24 protein-coding genes are annotated in these 25,414 nt (G+C 52.3%); 12 read left to right on the plus strand and 12 right to left on the minus strand.

Annotation, left to right across the window (positions count from 1 at the left end):
* Window positions 1–98: 98 nt before the first annotated feature.
* From Pr1d_RS16335 to Pr1d_RS16350, 4 genes are all read left to right on the plus strand, one after another.
* Window positions 99–311 carry a hypothetical protein gene (locus tag Pr1d_RS16335; RefSeq protein ID WP_148073077.1) on the plus strand — a complete coding sequence of 71 codons (213 nt, stop codon included), beginning with the start codon at window positions 99–101 and terminating at the stop codon, window positions 309–311.
* Between the two features lie 62 nt (window positions 312–373).
* Entirely contained in the window at window positions 374–580 is a 207-nt protein-coding gene (locus tag Pr1d_RS16340; protein ID WP_148073078.1) for a hypothetical protein, read from the plus strand.
* A gap of 197 nt (window positions 581–777) precedes the next feature.
* On the plus strand, window positions 778–1,155 hold the full coding sequence (locus Pr1d_RS16345; RefSeq protein WP_148073079.1) for a hypothetical protein: 378 nt from the start codon (window positions 778–780) through the stop codon (window positions 1,153–1,155).
* Window positions 1,156–1,305: 150 nt separating this feature from the next.
* Window positions 1,306–2,022 (plus strand): DUF2071 domain-containing protein, encoded by a 717-nt coding sequence (locus tag Pr1d_RS16350; protein WP_238476522.1) that lies wholly within the window; start codon window positions 1,306–1,308, stop codon window positions 2,020–2,022.
* On the opposite strand, the gene Pr1d_RS16355 is transcribed toward Pr1d_RS16350, so the two are convergent.
* The 7 genes from Pr1d_RS16355 to Pr1d_RS16385 form a co-directional block, all read right to left on the minus strand.
* Entirely contained in the window at window positions 1,968–2,636 is a 669-nt protein-coding gene (locus Pr1d_RS16355) for a MarC family protein (protein ID WP_148074527.1), read from the minus strand. The two genes, Pr1d_RS16350 and Pr1d_RS16355, sit on opposite strands and share 55 nt — an antisense overlap.
* A 28-nt stretch (window positions 2,637–2,664) precedes the next feature.
* Window positions 2,665–3,489, minus strand: coding sequence for an enoyl-CoA hydratase/isomerase family protein (locus tag Pr1d_RS16360; RefSeq protein WP_148074528.1), 825 nt, complete (start codon window positions 3,487–3,489; stop codon window positions 2,665–2,667).
* Window positions 3,490–3,542: 53 nt separating this feature from the next.
* Window positions 3,543–4,331, minus strand: coding sequence for an enoyl-CoA hydratase/isomerase family protein (locus tag Pr1d_RS16365; RefSeq protein ID WP_148074529.1), 789 nt, complete (start codon window positions 4,329–4,331; stop codon window positions 3,543–3,545).
* A gap of 173 nt (window positions 4,332–4,504) precedes the next feature.
* Window positions 4,505–5,677: a CaiB/BaiF CoA transferase family protein gene (locus Pr1d_RS16370; protein ID WP_148074530.1), complete on the minus strand. Its 1,173-nt coding sequence runs from the start codon at window positions 5,675–5,677 to the stop codon at window positions 4,505–4,507.
* A 69-nt stretch (window positions 5,678–5,746) separates the two neighbouring features.
* Window positions 5,747–6,211 (minus strand): MaoC family dehydratase, encoded by a 465-nt coding sequence (locus tag Pr1d_RS16375; RefSeq protein ID WP_148074531.1) that lies wholly within the window; start codon window positions 6,209–6,211, stop codon window positions 5,747–5,749.
* Between the two features lie 97 nt (window positions 6,212–6,308).
* On the minus strand, window positions 6,309–7,901 hold the full coding sequence (locus Pr1d_RS16380; RefSeq protein ID WP_148074532.1) for a class I adenylate-forming enzyme family protein: 1,593 nt from the start codon (window positions 7,899–7,901) through the stop codon (window positions 6,309–6,311).
* Window positions 7,902–8,285: 384 nt separating this feature from the next.
* Entirely contained in the window at window positions 8,286–8,645 is a 360-nt protein-coding gene (locus Pr1d_RS16385; RefSeq protein ID WP_210417739.1) for a hypothetical protein, read from the minus strand.
* Window positions 8,646–8,857: 212 nt separating this feature from the next.
* On the opposite strand from Pr1d_RS16385, the gene Pr1d_RS25820 reads away from it, so the two are divergent.
* Together Pr1d_RS25820 and Pr1d_RS16390 are read left to right on the plus strand one after the other, a co-directional pair.
* A complete protein-coding gene (locus tag Pr1d_RS25820) occupies window positions 8,858–9,010 on the plus strand; it encodes a hypothetical protein (protein ID WP_168205282.1) in 153 nt (50 codons plus the stop codon).
* Between the two features lie 78 nt (window positions 9,011–9,088).
* Entirely contained in the window at window positions 9,089–10,966 is a 1,878-nt protein-coding gene (locus Pr1d_RS16390) for an amidohydrolase family protein (RefSeq protein WP_210417740.1), read from the plus strand.
* A 460-nt stretch (window positions 10,967–11,426) separates the two neighbouring features.
* Here the strand turns inward: Pr1d_RS16390 and Pr1d_RS26505 are convergent, their stop codons facing one another.
* Both Pr1d_RS26505 and Pr1d_RS16395 read right to left on the minus strand, forming a co-directional pair.
* On the minus strand, window positions 11,427–11,552 hold the full coding sequence (locus Pr1d_RS26505; RefSeq protein WP_261343762.1) for a hypothetical protein: 126 nt from the start codon (window positions 11,550–11,552) through the stop codon (window positions 11,427–11,429).
* Between the two features lie 1,068 nt (window positions 11,553–12,620).
* A complete protein-coding gene (locus Pr1d_RS16395) occupies window positions 12,621–13,436 on the minus strand; it encodes an ArdC-like ssDNA-binding domain-containing protein (RefSeq protein ID WP_148074534.1) in 816 nt (271 codons plus the stop codon).
* A gap of 549 nt (window positions 13,437–13,985) precedes the next feature.
* On the opposite strand from Pr1d_RS16395, the gene Pr1d_RS16400 reads away from it, so the two are divergent.
* Window positions 13,986–14,456, plus strand: a complete 471-nt coding sequence (locus Pr1d_RS16400) for a hypothetical protein (protein WP_148074535.1) — start codon at window positions 13,986–13,988, stop codon at window positions 14,454–14,456.
* A gap of 50 nt (window positions 14,457–14,506) precedes the next feature.
* Here the strand turns inward: Pr1d_RS16400 and Pr1d_RS16405 are convergent, their stop codons facing one another.
* Together Pr1d_RS16405 and Pr1d_RS16410 are read right to left on the minus strand one after the other, a co-directional pair.
* Complete coding sequence (locus tag Pr1d_RS16405) at window positions 14,507–17,338, minus strand: type IV secretory system conjugative DNA transfer family protein (protein ID WP_168205283.1); 2,832 nt, start codon at window positions 17,336–17,338, stop codon at window positions 14,507–14,509.
* Between the two features lie 77 nt (window positions 17,339–17,415).
* A complete protein-coding gene (locus Pr1d_RS16410) occupies window positions 17,416–18,072 on the minus strand; it encodes an RNA polymerase sigma factor (RefSeq protein WP_168205284.1) in 657 nt (218 codons plus the stop codon).
* Window positions 18,073–19,410: 1,338 nt separating this feature from the next.
* Between Pr1d_RS16410 and Pr1d_RS16415 the strand changes: the two genes are divergently transcribed.
* The 3 genes from Pr1d_RS16415 (at window position 19,411) to Pr1d_RS26510 (ending at window position 21,062) form a co-directional block, all read left to right on the plus strand.
* Window positions 19,411–20,160 (plus strand): DUF5131 family protein, encoded by a 750-nt coding sequence (locus Pr1d_RS16415; protein WP_148074538.1) that lies wholly within the window; start codon window positions 19,411–19,413, stop codon window positions 20,158–20,160.
* A 3-nt stretch (window positions 20,161–20,163) separates the two neighbouring features.
* Window positions 20,164–20,364, plus strand: coding sequence for a hypothetical protein (locus Pr1d_RS16420; RefSeq protein ID WP_148074539.1), 201 nt, complete (start codon window positions 20,164–20,166; stop codon window positions 20,362–20,364).
* A gap of 569 nt (window positions 20,365–20,933) precedes the next feature.
* Complete coding sequence (locus Pr1d_RS26510) at window positions 20,934–21,062, plus strand: hypothetical protein (protein WP_261343763.1); 129 nt, start codon at window positions 20,934–20,936, stop codon at window positions 21,060–21,062.
* A gap of 93 nt (window positions 21,063–21,155) precedes the next feature.
* On the opposite strand, the gene tnpA is transcribed toward Pr1d_RS26510, so the two are convergent.
* A complete protein-coding gene (tnpA, locus tag Pr1d_RS16425) occupies window positions 21,156–21,599 on the minus strand; it encodes an IS200/IS605 family transposase (protein ID WP_148074540.1) in 444 nt (147 codons plus the stop codon).
* A gap of 340 nt (window positions 21,600–21,939) precedes the next feature.
* On the opposite strand from tnpA, the gene Pr1d_RS16430 reads away from it, so the two are divergent.
* Window positions 21,940–23,205, plus strand: a complete 1,266-nt coding sequence (locus Pr1d_RS16430) for a hypothetical protein (RefSeq protein WP_148074541.1) — start codon at window positions 21,940–21,942, stop codon at window positions 23,203–23,205.
* Between the two features lie 102 nt (window positions 23,206–23,307).
* Complete coding sequence (locus Pr1d_RS16435) at window positions 23,308–25,368, plus strand: hypothetical protein (RefSeq protein ID WP_148074542.1); 2,061 nt, start codon at window positions 23,308–23,310, stop codon at window positions 25,366–25,368.
* Window positions 25,369–25,414: the final 46 nt, after the last annotated feature.

The raw sequence follows: 25,414 nt of genomic DNA on the forward strand, positions 1-25,414 counted from the left end.
ACCGGCAGCGCCCGCGAGTAGAATGTTGTGGTCGGTTGGACGCCTGCTCCCGCGGGCGGCCGGCAACTGAGCCTTTTACGTTAGATTGAGGAGGATTCATGATGCCTAAAAGAACCAGGACCTCTCGGTGCGAGAGCGGTGGCCTGAAGCCTCACGTCGTAAGCATGGGTGTTGCCCTGGGTGCAGCAGTTGGAGTTGCACTCGGTCTTGCGCTCGACAACATCGGTGTCGGTATTGCAATTGGTCTCGGGAGTGGTACTGCGCTCGGAGCGGCCTTTTCCATGCTGAGCCACCATGGAGAAGACATCTAACCAGTGCATGCACAAGTCGCGCTCCGCGCGCATGTGATGCAAACGTTAGGGGCCTCTACCGGATGGGTGAAAAGGCAAGTGCATTTACAAAAGGTGGTTGTGGCTGCTTGCTTGCCTTCGCTGGTTTTGCAGTGATCGCTCTACTGCTAGGCGGCAGCGCCCACATAGATATTGGCGGAGCAATACTTCTGTTCTTGATCGGTGGACTGCTCGGATTGCTGATCCTCTGGATATACAACAAGGGCAAGAACGACCGCGGCGGCCCCTAACCACCGGCTGCAGTTGACCGGCGACGCCCGCGAGTAGAATGGTGTGGTCGGTTTGACGCCTGCTCCCGCGGGCGGCCGGCAACTGAGCCTTTTACGTTATCTCGCTTAGCTTAGACAACACGATTAGCACAAAAACGAACGAACCCGATCAGATCCCAACTCGCAAAGCGTCGAAATCTTGCCTTCGTTCATGTGCATTGGCACTGTTTATCTTGGTGACGGCGCCGGTCTTTCTCTATTGGTTCGTTTTCCCTGCCCCGAAATACATCGGGAATAAACCAAACGGAGAATCGTACATCGCCACAAAATTCGAGTTTCGCTATGGTTACGCAACGAGATTCGTTGATGATCCGCACAACAAAATGCAATGGGTTTTCGGAGAATTGCCCGATTCAATTACTGTTGATGATTCCGGTTTGAGGCTAATCGTTTACAATTCCCACAATGCGATCATCAAATCATCGATAGATTCCATGGAGGCCTACGACGATTCGTTCAAACACAAGGGCTACATGGGAATCTGGGACGACGAGCGGGAGAGCTTTGCGGTTGATTCGAGTGGAACCATTGAATAAGCCGCTGAAGCACGACGATCGCGAGATAACAAAGGGTTGCACACGGAGCCGCGGGTCGCGCGGGTTTCAATGTTTAGCGAGTTCGCCGCGGCCCGGTGAACCCGGACGTTATGCCCCTCAACTCCAATGCGTTTACCAGCAATTAGCGGTGTGATTGATCGACGTATTCTCGCGAACTATCGCATCGATCCCGAGTGCATGGCGGCCGCGTTACCTTCGCCATTCCGGCCACAATTGGTCGATGGTTACGCGATCGGCGGCATCTGCCTTATTCGCCTGAAACGGGTTCGGCCAAAAATGTTTCCAATTCCTTGGGGTATCGGGTCGGAGAACGCTGCGCACAGAATTGCTGTCGAATGGGAAGCAAACGGTCAAACGATGAATGGTGTCTACATTCCTCGCCGAGATACCAATTCAATGCTCAATTCGTTGGCCGGTGGCAGGATCTTTCCCGGAATTCATCATCACGCAAAGTTCACTGTAGAAGAAATTGGTGATCACTATTCCGTCACGATGGCAAGCGATGATGGCGGTGCCAAGGTTCATGTTTCTGGCACGGTCGTCCCCGCGATATCGGAATCATCAGTTTTCGACTCCCTCGAATCCGCCTCCAGCTTTTTTGAATTGGGCTCGCTTGGGTATTCAGATACCAGCACTAATGGCAAATTCGATGGTCTTGAATTGCAATGCGAAAACTGGCACGTCGCATCCTTAAACGTCGACAAGATCCAATCCAGCTATTTCGAGGACGAATCACGCTTCCCAAATGGTTCGGTTGAATTTGACTGCGCTTTGTTAATGCGAGATATTGTTCATGAATGGCATGGTCGCCCCGATCTATGTTGTGCACCAAAAATCGGGGCATAACAATCGCATGCACCTGAGTTGCCGCTGGTGCCGTTTTCTGAAATTGAGCATCGCTGGCGGCAACCCGGTGATGCGTGACGTTCGGCACCGGTCTCTTTTTGGCGGGGACTCCTCGTGCAGTTCGGCCAACGCTCAAGCTGCTGAAGTTGGACCACCCGACTGGAGTTACGCTCGACGCCAACTCGCAGAGGTGTACTTCGAGATTTGACACCGCTGCGCCATGGGAAAAACCGTCCGAGCGGTCGGTTGATGCAACCGAAGTCTCGAAGCGATCTGGCTATCTGCTGGCGGTGAAACAGACCGACGCGGCTACTAGAGCGGCTTTCAAATTGACGTAGCCAATACCGCGTTGCTTGATTATTCCAATCTTCCGAAAACAGAATGAGTCCACCGGCGATCAATAGTGCGGGAATAGAAATCTTCAACGCGCCAAGAATGACGGATCCCAGCACGACAAAGATGCAGCAGACGATGGCGGAAACGAGCACCGTTCTGAGGGCGATCTTTCGCTTCAGCTCGGCATCGGCGGACTTCGTCATCCCCACGAAAACGATCGCAGCGCGAGTCGGCCCAATGGTAGCGAGCAACAGGATAGCGATGCTTGCGAGGTCCATATTCGTCAACCAGGCGGGACTGGCGAGTTTATTTTGGAAAAATGCAGCCCACGAATTTTGAGGTGTCCAGCGGGTCGCTAAAATTCGGTGGGCGCTTATTCATGAAGGCGTCGGCTCCCTCGCGGAGGTCCTGTGTACGCTGTAGCACATCGAGCACGTCAAGCAGCTTCGCGATTGCCTGCTCCTCGGGCAAGTAGATGCCATACCGCAACGCCTGCTTGGCGGCACAAATGGCCTGCTTCGGAGCGCTTGCAAGCCTTGCAGCAATTACTTGCGCGTGTGCGAGCACCTCGCCCTTAGGCTTAATGTGATTGGCGTAGCCCCACGCGAGCGCTTGCTGTGCATCGATCATATCGCCCAGCAAAAACAACTCACTGGCGCGGCCAAAACCGATACGCCGTGTTATACGCACTGAGCCTCCACTGCCGGGTATGGCGCCAAGGTTTATTTCGGGTACGCCAAATTTTGAATTTTCGGCGACTACGATGATGTCGGCGCCGGCTGCGAGTTCCATGCCGCCGCCTAGCACATAGCCTTCAATGGCCACGACTGTGGGTTTCGTGAAATTGGCGAATTTGGTGAATGTTTCGTTCTCAGGACCGAGCTTGGTAGACACGACGGTACCGTCCGCCAGAAGTCCAGGAAATTCCTTGATGTCGGAGCCAGTACCGAAAGCGCGGTCACCGTCGCCTGTGAGTACAATCGACCCTATCGCTGGGTCAGCCTCCAGGCTGGTCAGGGCCTCGTCCAACTCTCGTCGCATGTCCAGTGTCATCACGTTCATCGGCGGGTTAACCAGGAACACGGTTGCTACGCCGCCATCGATCTCCACGCGTACTTTTTGGTCACTCATTTTTTTCTTCCTCTAGTAGATATAAGTCGTATGTGAGCTACACGCTGATCGTTCTAGCTTCTTGTGAACACTGGGTGTCTTTTCTCTACAAATGCTTTGGTCCCTTCCGCCTTGTCATTAGAATTAGCAACTACTCCAAAGACTGACGCTTCCTGGTGGATACCATCTTTATTTGACATGTCATTTCCAGCATTCATGACCTGCTTTGCACTTGCAACGGCAAGTGGACCATTTCTTCCTATAACCTTTAAACACTCAACTGCTGCTTCCAGGCAGCTTGCTTTATCATCTGATACTTTATTCACCAATCCCCACTCATAGGCTTTATCAACATCTATAAAAGTGCCCGAATAGATAAGCTCTTTTGCCCGGTTTCGACCAATGTATTTTGGAAGTCTTTGGGTTCCACCAAAAGCAGGTAACACACCCCATTTAACCTCAGGCTGTCCAAAAACTGCTTGCTTCGAAGCATAAATGAAATCGCAAGACATTGCCATTTCACATCCACCGCCGAGTGCAAAGCCTTGAACACAGGCAATAAGAGGCAGGGCCAAGTCTTCCATGGCCAAGGTGACGGCCTGTCCTGTTTCAGCAAAGACTTGTGTTTCTTCCGGAGTCATTTCAGACATCGCAGCTATATCTGCACCTGCCATAAAAGCCTTTTCTCCAACACTTGTCAGAATAGCGCCTTTGTATTTTGAAACATCGATACTTTTTATCGCATCCAACATTTCATCCAACACCGTTTTATTTAGTGCATTCAGCTTGTCAGGCCTGTTTACTTCCAGATAGAAAATATCATCTTTTTCATATGTATTGATTGTTTTGTAGCTAGTGCTCATGTCTTTCCGTCTTTCTTTATTGTTTGGCTAATTGTTTGTTTTTCTGCTGGCTTAAGCCCGTCTCGGATTTCCTCCAGCCGCGTCTGCGGCTGGAGGTATCAATTGCATTCACCCTCGTTGAGCGATCAATCGTGACCCGAGTGCTACGCCGTGACTTATGTCAAACAGCGCACTCATTCGGCGCTCTTACTGCCATCTGCGGCCAAACCAAGTTCGCTAAGGATCTCTTCGGTGTGTTCACCGAGCTGTGGCGCCATTATCCTTGTAGTACAAGGGGCGTCACTGATATGAACGGGGCAACCGATAGTCGTAATTTTACCAAGAATCGGGTGATCTATATCTAGTATCATATTGTTGATCTTTGTTTGTGGGTCTTCCATTACTTCGCTTAATTTCCGGACCTTGGAACAAAGTACATCCTGCCCTTCAAGACGTGCCAAAGCTTCGTCCATGGTGTATTTGGCAATTTCCTTGCGCAGTGTGTCCTGTATAAGCGCCTTGTTTTTGATCTGAGAAGCCATATCCGGATAGGGTATGGTAAGATCATCTATTTCGAATGCAGCGCACATGGCCTTCAGCGGGTTGGGCATGAACGCTCCAATCACCACAATTGGTCCATCCTTGGCCTCGGAGTGAATAGCGAGTGGCATTGCCGCCCAGTTCAGCACTTGTTTGTATTTGCTCCAGTAGGCCGCTTCCTGCAGTTGCGTATGAATCATCGAATCATAAAGACACACATCTACTTTTCGACCGGCACCGGTTTTTTCCCGTCCAATCAACGCGGCCATAATGCCCTGACAGAGATGCATTCCGCCGGTATAATCGCAGATAGCTGTTGGAACTATCGATTGTGGAATTGAAGGGTCCGCGGTCTCATACATAAAGCCCGTTACAGCTTGGGCCACCATGTCCTGCCCAGGTTTTTTGACATTTGGTCCTTCAGGTCCGTAGCCAGTTGCGGACGCAAAAATAATGCGTGGATTAATCTCCTTGAGCTTCTCATAACTGAAGCCCATTTTATCCATTACGCCGGGGCGAAAATTGTTTACGACCACATCTGACACTTTGACGAGTTCATAAATAACCTTCTTTCCTTCTTCAGTTCTCGTATCAAGTTCCATCGAACGCTTGTTGCGATTCATGGCTACATAGGTTGGATTGTTCGTCGCCTCTATAGAAGTCCCGCCAACCGTATGCCGACTCAGATCACCCACGCCCGGGCGCTCGATTTTGATCACATCGGCACCGAAATCAGCGAGCTGTAGAGTGCCAACGGGGCCCTGCTCAGCCTGTGTGAAATCTATAACGCGAATTCCGTCTAACGGAAGGTTGGAAGTATCGGTCATGTACGTCTCCTTAGATGATGGTTAGATCACCCTGTAATATCGGGTTAGCGAGCAGATTCAGCGGTAATCTTAGTCGACGGTTTCGTAGTAAAGTATCCATTCGGCGTAGAGCGCTGGCTTTTCCTCACCTTCAATTTCAACGGTCACACCAACCTTGAACTTGCAGTTGTGCTCATCCTTCCAATGGACATCCTGAACCACGCCGTGCATGCGTACCCGCTTACCTGTGCGCACCGGCGCCAGGAAACGAACCTTGTCATACCCATAGTTCAGACCATGAGGCATATTCTCGGGTACTGGAAAGTTATGCATCAGATAAGGTGTCAACGACAGCGTCAACAAGCCGTGAGCAATGGTTCCACCCAAATCAGTTTTTTTCGCTTTTTCGACATCAACATGCATGAAGTAGTTATCGCCTGTGCAGTGGGCGAATTCGTTGATGCGTTCCTGCGTAACTTCATACCATCCGGTTGGTTCAACCTTGGTCCCAATGTAATTGACTAGCTCATCTTTAGGTACGATTTTGTTTGCCATGTTCTTCTCCTAGTTTTTAAAAGTGAAATCATCACGACGCTATTTACGTCCCGCCTCGGTAAGCACCAAGACATGACGCTCTGAAACGCCGTAAATTTTACGGGCCTAGCTCGCGAGCCTGCCTTTCAAGAGCCTGCAGGTCGTTTTTCCCGGTCGCCAAGAGCGGCATCTCGTCGATGAAGTAGATATGGCGCGGATGGGAGTATGCGGGTCCGCGCGCTATGTAGTAGTCGATGAGTTCCTTCTCGCTGAGGTTCGACCCGACGTTGCGCACGACGAAGGCCACCGGAACCTGGCCCTTCACCTCGTGGGGGACAGGAACGACACAGACGTCCCGCACTTCCGGATGAGTGGCGAGGATGCTCTCGACTTCGGCCGGGAAGACGTTCTCGCCTCCCACGTTCATCTGGTCGTCGACGCGCCCCCTGAAGGTGAACCAGCCGTCGGGGTCGCACGACACCATATCCCCGGTATAGACCCAGCCGTCCCGGAAGCGCTCCGCCTGGGCGTCCGGCCGGTTGTAATAGCCGAGGGCGTTGCACTCGCTCCGCACGACAAGTTCCCCCGCCTCTCCCTGTGGCAAAATGTTCCCGTCGGAGTCGATGACCTTGCACTCGAAGCCCGGAAGAGCGGGACCGATCGTGCCCAGCTTGTTTCGGCCGCGTGGGTTGAGGGTGATGATGGGCCCAGACTCCGTCAGCCCGTACCCTTCGATCACATCGACACCAGGCATGGTCTGGACCAGTTCGTCGAGAAGCGCGCGTGTCATGGGAGCAGATCCCACTGCGATGAACTCGAGGCTGGAGGCATCCACGTGCGTTCTTTGCCGCGCGGCAGCAAGAATCAGCTTGTAGGTGGCCGGTACACCGGTGGTGTACGTGCAGCCATGCGTCTCAATCGCATCGATCACGCGCTCCGCGTCGAACTCCTTGAGAATGACCACCGAGCCGCCCTGGCTCAGGCACGGGAAGAGCCCCGCGGCAGTGGCGTTCATGTGGAAGAGCGGCGTCGACAACAAGACCCGTGAGTTCTCGTCGATCCGGTTGGACTCCGCTTGGAGCTGAACGTTACGCAGTAGGCCACGGTGCGAGAGAAGAACCCCCTTGGGCCGTCCGGTCGAGCCCGAGGTGTACGCCTGGATGCAGACGTCGCTGCCGGCCGACCCATGATCGCAGCGTTCGGGCGAAGATGAGGCCAGCCAGTCGTCATAGCCTCGAAGCGGACCCCGGTCGGCATCGACGACGATACCGACCTCGGCAACCCCGTCGGCCAGGCAGGCGACGACGGATTCGACCGTCCCGGCGCTGCCGAAGACGATGCGACTCCCACAGTCTCGAGCCAGGTCGATGTGCTGCGGCGGCTTGAACTTGAAGTTGACCGGGACCGCTACGGCGCCGGCCCTGACGATACCGAGCAGGACTTCGGGGAAGCGGATGTCGTTCTCGAAGATGACGAGGACGCGCTCGAACCGCTCGACTCCGAGCGAGATCAGCCCATTGGCGACCCGATTGATGCGCTGCTCGAGCTCTGCATACGTCATCGACCGCTTGCCCTGGATGAGGGCGACTCGCTGCGAGTCTAGGGATAGGCCGGTGTCGCACAGCCGCGCGAGGCTGGACGCGTCGTCATCGAACATATTCGTCATCTCCATATCACTCGCCCAAAACCACGCCGAGGCCTTCTGCGCCAAGTCTCTACCCTCATGGCTTTGGATGCTGAGGAACGCTTGTTAGTGGTAGAGTGCTCGTAACCACATCGCTTACTCCTTCGTTCTTCGCTGTGCGGAGACCACTACACAGCGTACAAGATTGGTCCGCGAGACGGCAGTCCACGCAACAGAAAAAAACGTTCAAATCATCCTTAACTGGGATTTGTCGGCGGAGGCGAATTGGAAACCCCTGGCTGGAAAACGCCGCAAAAACCGAGGAAATGCCCGCGCCATTCAGCGGAAGGCTTGAAGCCGAGAAATCAATATGCAAAACGCGCAATCGACCTTCGGTGCGCTAATAGCGCTCCCAAATCGTTCAAGTGCAAGACGCTTCGGTCGGCACGTGCTACCGCGACGCCTGAATATTCAAGGTTGGACAGGGCCGACCGTCGTTACGCGGCTTGGTGGGATTCGGAAGGGCTGCCGTTCGTGCATGGTCCGAACATGCTGTTCAAGCATTCCGGATCGCCACGGATTGATGCCGAAGAATGAGCTCTGCTGGATGCAGCCAACTGCCGAGCGATATTCTGCCACACCGAATGGTACGCGGACTTGATCCGAAAGCACCGCGGGCGAGCCAACCAGTGGCCCATCATCCTGTGGCCATACCCGATCGATCCTTGGCCAGGCGAGGCGCTGCCGGATGAGTATGACTTGCTCATTCATGCCAAGAATGAGCACCGGCCGCAGTTGCTTGAGCATCTTGCTGAAGTCTTCCCGAGCCACATTCAGATTCACTACGGTCAGTACCTGCGCTAGGAATTGTTCGAAGCAGCAAGTCGCTCACGGGCGTGTGCGTACCTGGCGGACGATGACCACGGCCCGCTTGCGCTCCAGGAGATTTTGCTGGCGGGCTGCCCGACCGTCGGGGTGCGGACGGGAGCCTCGTTCGTACGGACAGGTGAAACAGGCGTCAGTGTGCGGAATCGGACGATGACGTGCGGGCTCTGGCGGTCTTCATGGCGGCCATCGAACAAGCCCAGGCGATGGATCGCCAAAGTGTGCGGGATAGGGCCGCCTGGCAGTTGGACACCGACCGGATCATGGACAGCATCACCACCGCTGTCAACAAGGAGACGGCAAGCGTATAATCACAGGCGTGAAAATATTTTTTAAAAAGCCTCGCCTATGAATGACGTTACGCAGATAGCAGCTACCACCTGAGCTACATGGACGACGCGGGCTATCGCGAACTCGGTGATGGTGAGCGCTATGATCTAACGCAGTCTCTGAACCAAATCGAATTGACTAGTGCCGCATTTTGGCGGAACAGATCTCGTGCGGGCGTTTTGTACGGCACGAATCTCGATAAACGCTTTTCCCAGAACAGGATAACGCTGATGAAATCCCAGGTAACAGACAAATTGGGCGAGTCCGTAACACGACGACAGTTCACAAAAGAGGCTGCCATGGTTACGGCGGCGAGTGTCGTTGCTCCTTCATTGCTTTATGCCAATGCAGCGGACGACTCTCTGGATCTCGTAATCAAAAACGGTCGGGTCATGGACCCCGAAACAGGATTCGACCAGGTCGCCAACGTGGGGGTGAAGGACGGACGGATCGTCGCGATCACGGGCGATGCGATTACCGGCGCCCGCGAGATTGACGCGTCCGGCCATGTCGTGGCACCAGGCTTCATCGATACCCACTTCCACTGGCCGCGGCCGATGGGGAACAAGCTGGCCCTTCTCGACGGTCGCACCACGGTCATGGACCTCGAGATGGGTACCTTGGGCGAGCATGTGGCCGACTGGTACGCAGAGCGCGAAGGCAAGAACCCCATCAACTTCGGTTGCGCGTCCGCCCATGAATTCGCGCGGGCACGGGTCCTAGACGGTATCACGACAATTGACACGCCGGAAGCAATGAACCATCGCGGTTCGAATAAAAACGGCTGGTCCCTGACGCGGCCGGACTTGGCGAGGGGAAACGAGATCCTGCGGATAATCGACGCGGGGCTTGCGGCCGGGGCCATCGGCATGGGCTCGACGCTCGGCTATATGCGCGACGGGGTCTCGGCCCGGGAGGTATTCGAGATTCAGCGGCTTACCGGGCGCTACGGACGTCCGTCGGCGTTCCATTTCCGCTACACGCCGGGCACCGACACTTCGGAAGCGAACGGCATCCAGGAGATGTTGGCCAATGCCGCCGCGCTAGGCGCTCCGGCCATCGCTTGCCACTTCAACAACCCCGGATACAACCTCGTCCATGAATTGCTGGTGCGGCTACGGGAACAAGGGCACAACGTCTGGGGAGAGCTTTATCCATATGCAGCGGGATCCACGGCGCTCAACGCCGTCTTCCTCGAGCCCGAGGTCTGGGTGGACCAGCTGGGATACAAGTACGAGGAAACGATCCAGGATGCGCTGAGCGGCGAATTCTACACGCAGGAATCCCGGGCGGCGATGGTCGCCAAGGAACCGGCGCGTCTGGTGCAGGTCTACAAGATGCCGCAATCGGCGATCATCGACTGGCTTAAGCTCCCAGACGTGGCAATTGCATCAGATGGGATGCCGATAATCGGTGACGATATCACTTGGGACACGCCCTTCGATGAGCTTCCCAATTCTCACCCGCGCGGCGCCGGGTGCTGCGCCAGAGCCCTGCGGATGGGTCGGGAAAACGGCATCCCGTTGATGCAAAGCCTCGCGCAACTGAGCTACAACTCGGCGCGCCCGCTGGGCAAACTCGGTCTGAAAGCCATGCAGGAGCGGGGCCGCATGCAGCAAGGCATGGTGGCCGACATCACCATCTTCGACCCAGCCAACGTGACCGACAACGCAACCTATGCGAAGGGCAACCTGCCTTCGAGCGGCATTCCCTATGTGATCGTGAACGGAACCGTGACCGTCGACGACTCCGAGGCTCTGGCCAATACGTTCCCCGGACAGCCGATCCGCTTCGAGCCCGTCGAAAGTCGCTTCGAGCCACTCGACGAAGCAGCATGGATGCAGAAATTCTACGCGGTCCCGCTGGACTTCGGCGGCGGCTTGCCTCAGCATACCCAGCCGGCTTACGACAAGAGGGTTATCAGCTGCTGCGAATGACAGGTGCGATCCGTGCCCGGTTTAGGTTCAGGATACATCGATTTTCAAAGGATTGCATCACTCGGTGTTGCCTTCCCTCTCCGCTCCCAACCCCGGTAGGTTGCGACCGATTGAGCGAAGCCAACCTCACGATAACCCAGCCCGCGCGAGAGGGAGAGACGGCCGAGAGTTTGGGCCGGAATCGGACCGCCGGAGGGCCACCCGTGTGAATAGTCGGTGTCGCGCGCGGCGTCGGAAGAGAGACTCCATGAACGTCAAGAGCGTCGCAAACCCTTGCGCATTCTGCGGATAACACGCCCCATCTTTCCCCCAGCGCAAAACAAAACCCCACGGTCGCGGCAGTTCTTTACCGTGGGGTTCAAGTGGCGGGGGCCGGAATCGAACCGACGACTCTCGGGCTATTGTTTTGTATTCACCTTTGCTGCGTCGGTGCGGACACCGCTGTCGGTTTAGCGATGCTCTAATCCGCCGAGGTTGGACCAACCTCGCGGAGTTCCTGCTCACTTAAACTGCGGGAGGTGGCGATCACCTCAGCGTCCTGCGCTATCAAACCGATGTCGGATAATCCTTCCCCAGCCCGTCTCATCTTGGGCTCCATCACGCGTCCCTTCGTGACAAGTTCTCGTACTGTGGTTTACCTTCTCAACTTGCCTCAGCCGTAAAGACTTGAGCAGTACAAAACTATTCGTTTCGTGGCTAAGATAGGCCAAGCTCAGGCAAAATCCTATGCGAGGCTGACACTCCTCACATGACGGCCGAGATAGAGCTGGAACGCGGACTCTGGTGTTAAAGAAGTGACTCTTGACCTGAGTGATACAATTAGAAGTCCCAGCGAGCATGCGCCCGAGTCAGTCTGCTGCCAAAAAAACATCAGACCAGAGCGGCAGTTGAGCGCAATATTGAAGGGAGCGAACCCTCAATAAAAGCCCGCTGCCACCGAGAGTCCTACTGGTGGCGACGGACCAAGAAAAGAGTTGGCGATGTTAGTTCCGCCGGTGGTATTGTCGAGTGCCTTGGGCGATGGGCAAGTGGCCGTCGCATTGAGGGGGCGAATCTAGTAAAGCAACACAAGGGCTTTGAGAAGGGATGTGTCAACGATTACCGAGGGACAGTTGATGTTTGAGTTTTCCGGGGAGTACCCGGAGTTAGTTGAGGGGGCGGTCCGGCAAGCAACCACGGAGGTGGTTTGTAAGATTCTCCCGAAGAAGGAGAGGCTGGTCAACAAACTACTAGGCGAAGTGGTGAGGGAGGAGCCAAGGTGAGTCGCTTAGAATGCTTCTGATGGTGAATTGCGGGGAAATAGCCAGGAACGCTGTTCGTGGTGATGCGGCGGGAAGTGACCAGCCACCTTGCCAACTCACGTAAGAATTTTGGCTTGAAGTTCGTCTTGATGGAGCACCAACTGGAGGAGTTTTGTCAACACATTGATGATGAGGCCAACTGATGAAAGCGGGACGTGAATCAGGAAAAAGAAGACGAAACAGACGATTGACCTTGTCAACTCCAGCGGGAATCATTTGCTCAATAGCCCCTTAGGCAAGAGTGAAAAGCCCGACTTTTGACTGGAAGTTCAATTCCCAATGAGAGGTCTGGAGCGACGTGCAGCATGCTTTTCCAGAACCTCTTGGTAATACCTCCTTTCGAACTCAGTTTCTCAAGCGACTTCCGAGATCGAATCCAGCGAAACTGTTTCCAACTGCTCTAACAGGAGCGAAGCGGTCTTCTGGATCCGTTGTAAACTCTTGGCGAGTTGCTCGGAATCCCCTGCGTGACAATGAATGTAGTCGGCGGACTGTGCCAAGGCACGGAGTCCAACCGCCGTGGAGACCACGTAGGCCACCGACTCGGCTTCGAGTTCTTTCACCGTCTTCGACAGCGTCTTACGGTCTTCTCCCCGATGCAAGAGTTCATGGGCCAGCTCATGGGCGAGCGTATTGAACTCCGCTGCCGAAGTCAGACCGGAGCGAAGCACAATACTCCCTCCTTGGGAAACACCATCGGCACCTCCTAGGTCTTCTTCATACGAGAGTGTAATCCCAAGACTGATGGCTGTGGCGTGAAGCCGTGAGAGCTTCTCTCCCGGATCCCCTTCAATTCTGTGGATATCGGGCAAATCCTCACCGTCGGTCTGGGACACGTCAAAGACTGTCACGCCGCGAAATCCTAACAGCTCGGCCTCTGAACTGCCATCCTCGGCTTTCTTCTTGCCTATTAAAGGAGCCAAGATACAAATCCCTTTTTCTCCTTGGCGAACTTGGCGGTTGAGTTTTTGCCAAGCCCGAAAGCCAGCGACCCTCGTCGCGGTCGGCATTTGCTGGACAATGAGCAGACAGTTTCCAAACGAGTAGTTGTGAAAACTGCTCATCGTATTGAGGAACTTCGTGAGTTCCTCACTCTTGCCAGCAGCAAGTTGCGCGGCAAGTTCTTCCAAAGCGACATCACTCAGTTTTTTAGCATCGTCTCTTTTCATGGTAAGTTCTCCTGGTGGGAGTTGGACTGCGAAGTGGCTTTGCAGACCGGAATAGGGAAGGGAGCGTCCGTCAGCAGCAGTTGCCGCTTAAGAACACTCACGCAGAATCCATTGAGATCTCTCCCAACGAGGCAGAGCCACAGCGAAGGGCCGAGTAATTCGTCCGTTCACCGCGTGATGGATGCGAATTGGAGAAAGTTGGTCAACGAACGAGTCGTCTCGCCAGCAATGGACAAGAACCCCAACTGCTGAATAAAACCTTCTCAAAAGCTAGTGCTGCACGCTGCCAGCCTCGAGCAAGTCTGCGTGGGAGCAGTCCTACTGGAGACGGCGGGTTGCGATTGCGGTCTACCCAAGAGCAAATATGAAAAGAGCAATTGCCAGAGGCATTGTTTCAGAGAAAATAATAGCAGAACCGGGGAGGTACTCAACTTGAGACCCAGAGCCACCACAATCAGAACTGAGGAGCTGGCATTTACAGCAAGCTGACTACAGAGGTCGTCCAGATTGTTTTTGATTTCTCAGCCAACTCGTGCTATCTAGGGAGTGATGGCTACAAGAAGTAGAGAATTAGCTGGGTTTACCAGTTCCGAGTTTGGGGAAGCGAGACTTCCTCTTCCGGAACCGATCCCAGAAGCCGTAGAGGCGGGTGTATTTACTGAGGCCATCCCTGGTACTGGAGCGCCGAACGAACCTCAGGTAAGAGCGATCACTGTAGAGTATGCCAGAGTACTGTATCGTTTGCTCCAAGATCTGGCGTACTTAACTGAATGTGCTTCGCAAGGCATCTCGCCAGATACTGGACGACCATTTCCCACGCAGCAAGAATATGTCGCCGCGTTCCAGGCAATGAATACCGAGGCCCACCGGCTTACCGACCACTATCGGTCGCTCATTGAAACCTATGCCTGCGGATTCGGGTACGAAGCCGCTGAAGCCCTGGATCAGAGCATGATGCAATTGGTTGATCGACCGATTAAAGTGCCGCTACCCAAGCGTGTGCCGATCCAGCAGAAGTAGCTGTTGTGACAGGTCACAGAATGTGAGATGAACCGTTAGTCGCTTGTAGGTTAATTGGGATCCTGTTTGTTTCGTTTATGCCTACGGAAATAGCCCTTCTCAGGGGATTTCTTACGGATAGGTGGTGTGGAATCCAATTTGTTATAAGGTCCCTCGGAATCATCACTATTCTGTTCCACGCTAACACCATCAAGGGCAGGAGGACTCTCTGAATTACTTTTCTTTCTGGCTTCCTTCTTGCTCCGCTCTTCTACATTTTTCAGCCGCGAATAATCCAAATAGTAGAGGTTGGCCTGGATGTTATCTGTATTGCTATAAACATAAGCCAAAAAAAACTCGGTAATTGTTGCTTGACGGTTTCGCAACTCCTCAGCAACACGAAATACTACGGCGAGACGTTGTCTGTCTCCTTTCTCAAAATCTAGCCACCACTTCCTGGCACTCCCTGTGGTATTGCACCAATCCAGTGATTTTTCCTTCATCTGGTCAACCGTGCTTCGGAGTTTGGCTTCACTCCATTCCCTGGTATCTGTGACTCTCGGAGTCAAGTTATTCGCTTTGTCGATACGTCCTATAGGAGAAGAGTCGCTACGCCCGATAGGCAATGTATCGGCGCCATCGACACGGATCCTTCCCAACTTGTCTCTACCCTTTGCTTCAGCGACAATCTTTCCCAGAGATTCAAATAAATAAGCGGGGGTCAGAAATGCTTGAAATGGAGGAACTCCCGGAAAGCTGAAGGTCACGGCGCCTCCCAGCTCAGGGTGTTCTGAAGGACGCATGATTTCGTGTGGAGCAAACAAGTCTCGACGGATCACTTTGATCGACTCTGATTCATTGACATTACTTGTATACTGCTCAAAACGATCGTGCATAAAAGACCTTTCCCGGTGCTCCACAGTCATCTTGCCAAAGAGATTTGAGGCATATTGAGCATCACTAAGCTCTAGTCCGGGGAAAAACAACTTGGAGCAGAAGCCTGCCAGAATTGGATTGGCTTCTGGGCCATATTCCATTTCAACTTGCGAGACCGTTTGAATGGAGGCAAGCACAGATACACCGCGTGACCGAACGACATTTATAAAGCGAGCAAAGTCTGGTATACGTCCCACTGCCGATGCAAATTCTTCAATAAGGACTGAGACCGCTACAGGTAGTTTGCCATCAGGAGCATTCTCTGCCATGCGAAACAGCTTAGACACGAGTTCGGTAAAAAAAGCATTGGTGAGTGGTTTGAGAGGTGTAGCGTCTGCTTCATTGACCCGAATCACTAAGACCGTGGGCTCACTGAGTACTCTCCCGAGATCAATCTCGTGGGAACTTGTAACTCGACAAATATTCTCATCACTCCAGAGCGAGAGCCTGTTTTGTAGATCAGTAAGCACTGTGTGAGCGTTGTGAGATCCGGTCTCCAGGAATTCGATTGAGGAATGAAGTGAAGCGTTGTTGGGGTAAGCCGCAGCCCAATGCTTCATCTGAGGGATAGAGGACTCCGCAATCTGTTGGGCACGCGCCAAAGTGAACAGTTCATGGGGATCTTCATGTAGAGCCCAGAGAATTCCAGTAAGGAATTTCACAGACGCCAGCAACCAAAACTCCGCCTCCTTAGGTTGAGATCTCGTCTCTACGGCGTAGCAGAGTCGAACCGCAAATCGACGTACTTCCGAAAAAGTGGTCAGCTCAGACAGAGGGTTCCAGGCATCGCTGCGTTCGGGCTGCTGAAAATCCAGGACATGCAATTTCTTACCCGGACGAAATTTGTCTGATAGGGCATAAACACAGGGAAGCAATTCACCGCCTTTACTGTCCAAAACAATAACTGTTTTACTAGGATCAGCAATATCACTACGCAAACACGGAATGATCGCCTTTGTCGTCTTGCCGCATCCTGTCGGTCCGACAATTAGCAGATGCCGGCATCTTAAATCTTCAGGGAGCTGGAGAGTATGGAAAGACTTTGCAACAAAATGTTGAACAGGGTCTTCAAACTCATCACTTCCCTTCGTTTCTACGATAGGAGCAACTCCATAGAAGTGAGTGGTAGAAGGAGCATGCTGCAACAATTCGGAAGGGACGAATAAAGGAAGAATATCCGCCCATGATGCAACGCGGGCACTTGGGCCATCAAGGTTGGCGGATGAGCGAAGTGGACGTGTAGGGATATCCACGTCCCGAGGATTAATCTTAACCATTGGTAAATCTTGCAAGTCAGAGTGCTTTCCTGCATGACTCTTGATAGCTGCCGTGGCAGTAGCTGATGAGAGTTGTGGGCTCTTGCGGAGACCTCCTTGGACATCGGGTTCACCATGATGAACTTGTGAATCTTTGACTCTAATGGGCAGAGGGCTTTCCAATAATATGGAATCGATGCTCATAGAATGATTGACAGTATCAGCTATGTGGGGGTCGAAAGATGTATCCGTGCCATCACTTTTAACTATTTCATCGAATGCAAAGGATGCTCCCAAAGCGTCAAGTTGAATGTCGAGAGAGGGATCACCCACTTCCGAGGGAAGTGATTTAAGGTCCGAGTAAGCGTCATTAACTTCCGTTAGGAATGTTTTGGCTAGCACACGAAATAGTGAAATTACTTCCTTGCCATCGATTTGCTTAGCAGGATCTTGGTTGCTTAAGAAGTCGGCGATCTCGTTCTCTGCGTCAAGTCTTGTGCAATGCATTCGAATTGCATGCAGCACACGACTATCACTATCGTAGGCTAGGTAAACCAAGCCCACTGCTGCGAGAAAGGCTTGTCTTTCTTTCTCCGCGGCTTCAAGCCAGGCTGGAGAATCGGGGTTGTCGAGTTCATCGGGAATATCAGTACTATGTTGGGAATCATTAAGTGAAGATGTTCTATGTTCACTCTCTGAAGTTTGAGCCATTTGATGTATTTCTTTCTTTCGCAAGCCATGTGTCGGCAAAAAGTACGATTTGTTCATAGTAACTCTCCAACTGGCATTTATAGTTGGGCGTCGAGATACTTTCTCAATCTCTTCAAATCCTGAAAATACCGATGTCTCTCGGTGTTTCTTGGTGAGCCTAATTCCTCCTCAATTTCTCGCCAGTTTTTTCCATCGAATATGTGCAACCTTATGCGGCGAGCACTTTGCTGATCTAATTGCTCTATTGCCTTATCTAGCAAGGCTATCTGCTCATCAAGGGAACAGAGCTCTTCTGCAGAAGGTAGTGGGGGAGGGCATTTCTCATTCAGTTTACTAAGCATCAATTGTTTCCCCTTCAACCGGCGAAAATAATCAGCTACGAGATTCCTGACGATAGAGTACAGAAAACTGCGTTTTTCTGCATTTGATCGTTTGAGGTCGAACTTAAGTGAAGCTCGCTGAAAAGTCTCTTGCAATATGTCTTCTGCTGCGTCTGCATGGTTTTTCCCCAGTTGTTTGCTGGCAAAAGCCATCAACTCTGGGCCAAGATTGCCAAAGAAAGACAAGAATGGGTCAGAAGAGTCCCCAAGCGTTGCAATGAATTGGTAGTAGGAATCTGAGCGGACAAATAAAGACTCTGCTTCGAGTTGGGATTCATCTTTGATATTGGGATTGAGTCTCTCCTCAGAGGAAGAGTTTTCGGGGCCCACGTTGGCTTCATCCGGATTAGACATTGCGCTGCCCCCGCGAAACATGAGTCAGTGCCCAGATTGCGTTTGACATCCAAGACACACAAGTAGTTACCCTCCCCCTTAGGTCATACGTTTCAATTGGTAAACAATTCAATGAAATCTTTGAAATGTTGATTACATTTTGCTAAGTAGTTTTTGATTTGAGTGAGTTTCGATCGAATCTTTAGTGAAGAGCATCAGCCACAATTAGCCACATTACCTATCTTGTCAATTTCGGATTCTAGTTCATCAAAAGGAAAACAAGCCAAGAGAGCTTCGACTTGAAAATCCAGAGGCAGGATTCCTAATACCGAGGGAGTAATTCTCCTTCTGAATCCTATGTCGTCCTTTCTTGAACATCGCTTCGGCTAGCGCACGCAACAATTTGATGGATTCCGCGTGATCGATCCTCCTTGCATTGAGCGACACGTCGATGCGAGTTTCCATTGGTTAGCCTGCATGTAGGGGAGTGTATTGCAAGACAGCTAGCCTACACGACATGGTCATCGCAAATAGAGATGTGGCATACACATTGGAGCTTCACAAGCATCGCTCACTGCTCTTACTCAGCAAGCGAAGTGAGCTAAGCTGCTTCGGTTATTGGTTATCCTTATGTTCTACCCAACGCTTCTTATCATCCTTGTGTTGCACTTTGCACTCGAGACTCGTTTTGACACAGCATTGTGCGAAATATGAACAAGCACATTGGTTAGGCATGCTTTGTGGGATTTTTTTTCGAATTCTAATGTAAGTGTTGCGTACTAATCACAACGGACATTCGATTGGTGAGAAGATCCAGTGACTCTAGGAGCTCAACTTGTTGAAGCAATTATGCATGGAAGGACCTGGTCAAGCACACTATGGCACCTGCGTACTGAGACAATCTCACCAAGAGCTTTAGATTCCTTTGATGCAAACAGCAACACCACTACAGCTGTTGAGTAGAGCATGTCGGCTATTGTTTGTTGTGGTAGTGTTGCTATCGAGTTTGCGGAGATGTATTTCCGGATTCTAATTGGCCAAGTGCTCTTATGGGATAAGCAGATCAGTGCCGGCGTGCTGGCAAAATAGTTTTGTACTTGCTTGAAGTAGTTGGAACTAACAGAACATGTGATACATCGCGAGCCGAGGGTCCATGGCTACCATCCATTTGAGCATTGTTGTATGGAAGGTGATTTTTAACAGATTAGGCCGCACTAGCGTCTTAACTATTAGGATAGAGTTCTCGTAGTCTGGATCGGGACCGGGCCGGACGGGTGTCACCGGGGCGCCCTTTGGCTGTCGAGCGGTCCCGATCCGACTGACGAGGGTGCTTATTGTCTTCAATATCGGAGTAGCGATATGGCAGAAAAATCAGGCATCGGCTGGACTCACCACACCGTTAACCCCTGGTGGGGATGTGAAAAGGTGGGCGAAGTATGCCGCCATTGCTACATCGAAGGAATCATGAAGCGAGCTGGTATCAAGCATCCGTTTGAAGGCCCACGTCGCACCAAGACCTGGAAAATGCCGCTGCTGTGGAATCGTAAGGCAGAAATGGACTCAGTTCGGCGACGGGTGTTTACCTGTTCGATGTCTGATTTCTTCCATACGGAGGCGGATCCGTGGCGCCCCGACATTTGGCAACTTGTCCGTCAATGCGAGGCTCTCGATTGGTTGATCCTGACCAAGCAATCCGAACGAATAACGGAGTGCCTACCAGGAGACTGGGGAGAGACCGGTTACCCGAATGTCTGGCTGGGGGTGACCTGTGGTCATTCCCGATCGTACCACCGCGTCGCTGACCTGCTACAAATTCCCGCAACAATCAAGTTTATCTCGGCTGAGCCGCTGCTCGGACGCTTGGATTTTCGCCACTACCTGCCTGGCATTGACTGGGTAATCACTGGCTGTGAGCAAGCAGCCAAAGGGACCCGTCGACCTATGGAGCTTGAGTGGGTTAGAGATATCTACCAGCAGTGTCTTGAAACAGGCACGGCACACTACTTCAAACAATACTATGCCAAGGAAAGGGGAATTCCACGTACTGATGGGGTGCTTGACGACAAGGTGTGCCAGAGATTTCCCAGACAGCTCGTCCAGGAGGTGTAAGCGATGCGACGTCGCACCAGACAACTGATCGATATTGCCAAAGAACTTCTTCTCGATACTTCATTCATGAAGGTAGAAGATTGCATTGCTGCGTGGCAAGAACGCACCAAGAGATCCAGAGCTCGCTATTACTATTATGTCAAGATTGCTCTAGCAGAGCTAGATGATGATGCGCGAAAGAGAGGTGATTCCTCTGCTGCCTAAAATCGAGACGAAACAAGACATTGCGTGACAGTTAGATTGACTTGGAGAAGTGGTCAGACAATAGTGTAAGAAGTTGTTGAGCTCGACACTCAACCCAAGCTTGAAAGTATTTAGAACCCGGCTGGCCTCTTGCCTTGTGTTTAGAAACACGCGGTGAGAAGTCAATCGGGTTTTTGCATTAATCAAATCTCCACTAAGTCACAACATTTCTCATAGATCCAACATGCCTAACAAAAAAAACATCTTGCGACGGCAGCTTCCCGAGGATTTTGAAGTGGGTGACTGCACCTCATTGCAACTCACCGTGCAAGGTTTTCTGGTAGTTACTGAAAAGAATGAAAATGGGGACTGGCCATTTACCCTGCAAGTGACTGCCGTCCACAGTGAGCGAACGGACAATTCATCATCAGAAAAGGCCCTGGCGCCTGTTAGAAAACTTACTCCCGTTCTCTGGTCAGTGCGAGGAGACGGAGAAGTTGAAATAGTAGTTGAAGTTGGTGCACGGCAACGCCTTCTGTCTCTGGGGTTGTCAGCTCGGCAGGGACTTCGCTCATGGCGGAGGGATAACGATGGCCACAGGAAAAGTTCTTCACGAAAAATCTGGCTACACCATCACCCTGGGGCAACCGGTGGTGAATGTTGCCGAGGGAATGAGCCAAAACTATCAGCATGAGACCAATGATGGCTACTTCCTTTAAGAGATGTTTGGTGAGTTTCCGGAGACTAAATAACTACCGGCTAAGGGCCGGTAGGTTTGGGAATTTCGTGAGCTACGGACTGAAGCCCTTCACTCATGAGTTGGTAACCTGAAAATTGTCATCGTCATCACTAGGCTCGGTGCCTTCCTGCTGGCGGATGTACTCCATTATCGTTTCATCAGTCACATTACCGCCAGATGCAACAAAGTAGCCACGTCCCCACAAGTGACATCCTCCATATTGTCTTTGCACATGCTTGAATTCCATCATCAACTTTCGAGAGGTCTTCCCCTTCATATATCGCATGATCTTGCTTGGCGACAGCTTGGGCGGGCAATTCAGCAGTACATGCACATGGTCCGCAGAAACGGCTCCCTGCAAAATCTCGATGTCGTACGTACGGCAGATTTCTCGGACCAGATCACGAGCTCGAGTCCCAACCGTACCTGTCAATATCGACCGACAGGATTTGGTTCCCCATACAAAGTGGTAATTGATATCGCAACGACTAGCAGAGCTGCGGCATAAGTTTTCCATACCTCCAATACAAGAACCTAAAGGTTTCGCCTGAAGGCGAGGGTCTTCGACCCTTCGTTGAGACAACAAAACATAACCCGATTTAGTCATTTTTTCGGATGCTAATGAATCAGAGCTTGCAAATAAGAAAAGCCGAAGTCCCTGGTGGAACCCCGGCCCGCCACGGTTGAAATGCGTGACTTAATTGACACTTAAATGCTAACGCTTTCGCCGTCGCTGTCCAGCCCACCCCGCGGCCTTCTGGTGCATCAATTCTGATGCCCATGTTTTCCATTTCCACCGGAGAATAACCACTTCGGTGAAGTCCCCCGCTACAAGTCTATCAAGAAGGAATGATGTGATGTTCGATCATGGAAATCGCGGCGACGCCAACGGCGAAGCCTCTGCTAAGTCAAATCCCACCCCTGGTGCCGATTCTACTGGTAGCCAAGATGGGGATCCCCAACGCTTCTGTACGACTGAGTCGACTGACAATTCGAGCGATTTAGCCACAAGTGGCTTAACCCGTCAGATCGGTCCCGTCACCTTGATTCTGATGGGAACTCTCTATTTCGTCCAACTGACCAGCAAAGTTCAAGCGCTGTGGAACGCTCTGATCTACGAAGAGTCGTTGGATGACGCAACGATCCGTGGTGCTGCTACAAATAGGAACGGGGAAGAGGGGCTTCGATCACTTGCATCGCAGGCCGAGCACAAAGTTTTCTCGTATGGTGTGTTGCAAACGGCCTTACGATATGCCCACAGTGCCATCAATCTCACGCGGCCTCTATACGAGTCTGCAATCCAAGCAGTCGCCATGGAGGAGCAAAAAGTTCAGGTTGCCGATGAGCACTCTTACAAAATCGAATCTTCGTGGAAGGATTTGGGGGCACTCCATAATGTGATTACGTTGATGACGATTGCTGGCTTGCTTCTCGGGTTGTATGTGCTCGGCCTCAATGAGACTCGCTCGCTGATGGGGTACTTGATTTATGGTTTCCCTCTCTTTTTTGAAGATACTCAGGCGGTGATTCCCTGGATGACAGCGCAACAGCTGGCATTCTCAACAACATTCATGCATGTGCTAGGCACGTTTCTGACGCTGGAATACTGCGAATTCTCCGTGCGATCACTTACCCAAGAGATTTTCAAAACACGGATCCGTAAGTGCATGGCGTTTCTGCTAATTGTTTCTCCTCTGTTACTTTCTTTTATCCTCGGCGCAGGCAAAATCTTGGGCGACCCCGAGATGGCCGATCGGCAACCATGGGTGTTTTACTCGCCGGATATGTTCGGTCTGATTTGGATTAATCTCTGCGGCACGAGCATGGGCCTCTTTGGTGGCTTCTATTTTCTCAAAGTGCAGACCCGGAAGCTACTCACATTCCATCGTGTCGAGTCACCTGGCCAAGCTCACAACCTGGCTGCGCTGGCAACCGCCCGTCTCTGTGCCGCTTCCTGCCTTGATGTTCTCACCCAAGCGAAACAAGTCGTCGACTCTGCGAAAGAGTCGGCGGAGAACATGGCTCTCGACGCTACCACGAGGTATTGGCTTGAGAAAGCAGATTTGGCAGCGCGTGAATCGCAGGCCTTTATCAAAGAGACTGCTCCACCTGGCAGCAGCTAGAGCGTGGGTTTCCAAGGCTTTCGTTGTTGATTGAATCTCCCATTCCCAGCCTCCACTTTTTAGTTTTTTCTATCACTTTCCTTTTACTTTGGAGTTTTTGCCATGCGATGCCAAATCGTTTCCCTCTGCCTGAGTTTGTTGTTCCTGTTCACGCCGACGTTCTCGGCTGGTGCCGAAAGTGAGGTGCTCGACCGAGAAAACCAGCCTCGCTTGGAATTGAAATCAACCAATCGCGAGTGGTTTGTGATTGTCAGTAGTGGCATTACGGAGAAGATGCGTACTCAAACAAAATATCAATTCTTCGATCTGCTCAAGACTACCGCTGGCGGCGATGTGGTGCATCTGCTCGAAGCGACTCCGGAGCATCGGCACCTCGCGACCGGCGTGATTCCGGACCGACCCAAGTCGTCACGACTAAGATCGCGAGAGTTAAGTCGTTTGTCGAGTACGATCACAAGCTTTTTTAAGCAGTCAAGCCGTGAGATCTTGGAATCCGATAGCAAACAACTCGACCTGTTTCGAGTGGGGACAACGGTCGATCAACTCCGCAAAACTGAATTTCCAGTTTGCGTGATCTGTGTAGGCACACCCATTTACCATGACGTGTCCCGCCACCAAGGCTTGTCGATGCTCGATGGTATCGTTCCGACCTTGGCCACCTTGCGAGCAGGCCCACTCTCGCACACCTCCGTCTTTTATCAGGGGGTCACGAAGCTCCCACCCCATACGCAAATCTCCATTCTTTCAGAACAAAAATGGGGTGTCGATTCGATCCATGAAGGAGAAGTTACCAAGTATCTTAGAACGTTCTATTGGTACCACGGCAACGCGATGCTGCAAAAAATTACCGACTCTCCTTCGGCTGCTTTTGATTTACAAAAACCGCAACCGGTGAAAGTCGGTACGAAATTCTACGAGTTACTCCCTGGGTACGATTCGAGGGACTCTCCAAGCGAGTTTGGCATTCGTCGGGCCACGGTGGATTCCATCCAGGAGGAAGACTCGGAGCATGGACCGCGCGTGGTAATTTTTGGGGGCACGATCGCCAAACCACCCGCCTTGGATGGCTCGAACGTAGACGTCAGCACGATCATCAAGCAATGCCTCCACTCCACGACCGAGACGGCGCTCTGTATGCGCTGGAAACCTGACCGTGATATCAGAGGGACTACCGATAACGACTGGTATCTCATCCATCCCCGCCATCGTGAGGTGCTGTGCTTCAAGAGAAAAAAGACACCTTTTGCTCTGTTGCATAACGACATGCTGATGGGGGCAACCACCGCCGAGGGAGGTTTTGCCAGCAATTGGGAAGTCGTGACGGTCAAGAACGAAGCCCTGCGCGAATTGGAAGTATGGATTAACACGTACCAGGGGGTTGGTTCCATCCCTTGCAATATCATGTTCGTCGGCAACGGTCAAAGAACTCCCCTCACGATCGATCTTCCGAATGCACAGGGGGATCGGGGTGCAAACTTCAAGCATCGCAACCACCATGCCTCGTGGCTAAGAGTCTCTTTGCCTCCCTCATGGCAAGCGGCGTCCACAGCTAGTCCTGCAAACGCCCCGACTTCTGCTGTCCCGAAATCTACTTCGACTTCGGCAATCAAGAGGGGACCAGTTGCACCGGGTCTCTTTACCATAATCGGACTCCCTTCCCTAGGTCGAGCGCTGAAGAATCCTGTCTCTCTGCTGGATGACATCTTAACGAGCACTAACTTCCTCATTCAGATTGCAAATAACTCCTTCCCCAAGTTGTCGACGACAGCATTCGGCGGTAGTGGACCTGCCCGCACAAGACCTCGAGCAACCAAACGTTCTCCGCCAGAGCTCTCCCAGAAAGCTGTCGTAATTAAGCCCCCAGCTTCGCCGCAGTCGAAATCGATCTTACCCGCCGTGCCGCCACCCACAGTGCCAGCAAGTTCGCGGCAGGCGGAATTGCCAAACTCCAACTCATTGCCTGTGCCAACAGCACCCTTGGCTGAAACCGTTGCCCGACGTTCGATTCTGGTGCGCAATCACGCGCTCAGACATCCTGCGGCGAACGAGCCAATCATGCCCCCCGTACCTAGAGCACCGATTGAAACTCTCCTGCCCGGGCAGTGCGACCCGGACGACTGGGATGCGATGGACTGGGGATGGATCGATTCTTACTGCTACTAAAGCACCAGACACCTACCCAAACCGGCTTCGCTTTGACAAGAAAGGG

The organism is Bythopirellula goksoeyrii, from assembly GCF_008065115.1.
Taxonomy (GTDB): domain Bacteria; phylum Planctomycetota; class Planctomycetia; order Pirellulales; family Lacipirellulaceae; genus Bythopirellula; species Bythopirellula goksoeyrii.

Bases quoted from the DNA above. Each gene is read 5' to 3' on its own strand.
- Pr1d_RS16430 (WP_148074541.1), top strand. From the start codon at position 21,940: ATGTTCGATCATGGAAATCGCGGCGACGCCAACGGCGAAGCCTCTGCT.
- Pr1d_RS16415 (WP_148074538.1), top strand. From the start codon at position 19,411: ATGGCAGAAAAATCAGGCATCGGCTGGACTCACCACACCGTTAACCCC.
- Pr1d_RS16435 (WP_148074542.1), top strand. From the start codon at position 23,308: ATGCGATGCCAAATCGTTTCCCTCTGCCTGAGTTTGTTGTTCCTGTTC.
- Pr1d_RS26505 (WP_261343762.1), bottom strand. From the start codon at position 11,552: ATGAGACGGGCTGGGGAAGGATTATCCGACATCGGTTTGATAGCGCAG.
- Pr1d_RS16375 (WP_148074531.1), bottom strand. From the start codon at position 6,211: ATGGCAAACAAAATCGTACCTAAAGATGAGCTAGTCAATTACATTGGG.
- Pr1d_RS16395 (WP_148074534.1), bottom strand. From the start codon at position 13,436: ATGAAAAGAGACGATGCTAAAAAACTGAGTGATGTCGCTTTGGAAGAA.
- Pr1d_RS16340 (WP_148073078.1), top strand. From the start codon at position 374: ATGGGTGAAAAGGCAAGTGCATTTACAAAAGGTGGTTGTGGCTGCTTG.
- Pr1d_RS16405 (WP_168205283.1), bottom strand. From the start codon at position 17,338: ATGGCTCAAACTTCAGAGAGTGAACATAGAACATCTTCACTTAATGAT.
- Pr1d_RS16390 (WP_210417740.1), top strand. From the start codon at position 9,089: ATGGACGACGCGGGCTATCGCGAACTCGGTGATGGTGAGCGCTATGAT.
- Pr1d_RS16360 (WP_148074528.1), bottom strand. From the start codon at position 3,489: ATGAGTGACCAAAAAGTACGCGTGGAGATCGATGGCGGCGTAGCAACC.
- Pr1d_RS16335 (WP_148073077.1), top strand. From the start codon at position 99: ATGATGCCTAAAAGAACCAGGACCTCTCGGTGCGAGAGCGGTGGCCTG.
- tnpA (WP_148074540.1), bottom strand. From the start codon at position 21,599: ATGGAAAACTTATGCCGCAGCTCTGCTAGTCGTTGCGATATCAATTAC.
- Pr1d_RS26510 (WP_261343763.1), top strand. From the start codon at position 20,934: ATGGCCACAGGAAAAGTTCTTCACGAAAAATCTGGCTACACCATCACC.
- Pr1d_RS16355 (WP_148074527.1), bottom strand. From the start codon at position 2,636: ATGGACCTCGCAAGCATCGCTATCCTGTTGCTCGCTACCATTGGGCCG.
- Pr1d_RS16410 (WP_168205284.1), bottom strand. From the start codon at position 18,072: ATGTCTAATCCGGATGAAGCCAACGTGGGCCCCGAAAACTCTTCCTCT.
- Pr1d_RS16400 (WP_148074535.1), top strand. From the start codon at position 13,986: ATGGCTACAAGAAGTAGAGAATTAGCTGGGTTTACCAGTTCCGAGTTT.
- Pr1d_RS16420 (WP_148074539.1), top strand. From the start codon at position 20,164: ATGCGACGTCGCACCAGACAACTGATCGATATTGCCAAAGAACTTCTT.
- Pr1d_RS16370 (WP_148074530.1), bottom strand. From the start codon at position 5,677: ATGACCGATACTTCCAACCTTCCGTTAGACGGAATTCGCGTTATAGAT.
- Pr1d_RS16365 (WP_148074529.1), bottom strand. From the start codon at position 4,331: ATGAGCACTAGCTACAAAACAATCAATACATATGAAAAAGATGATATT.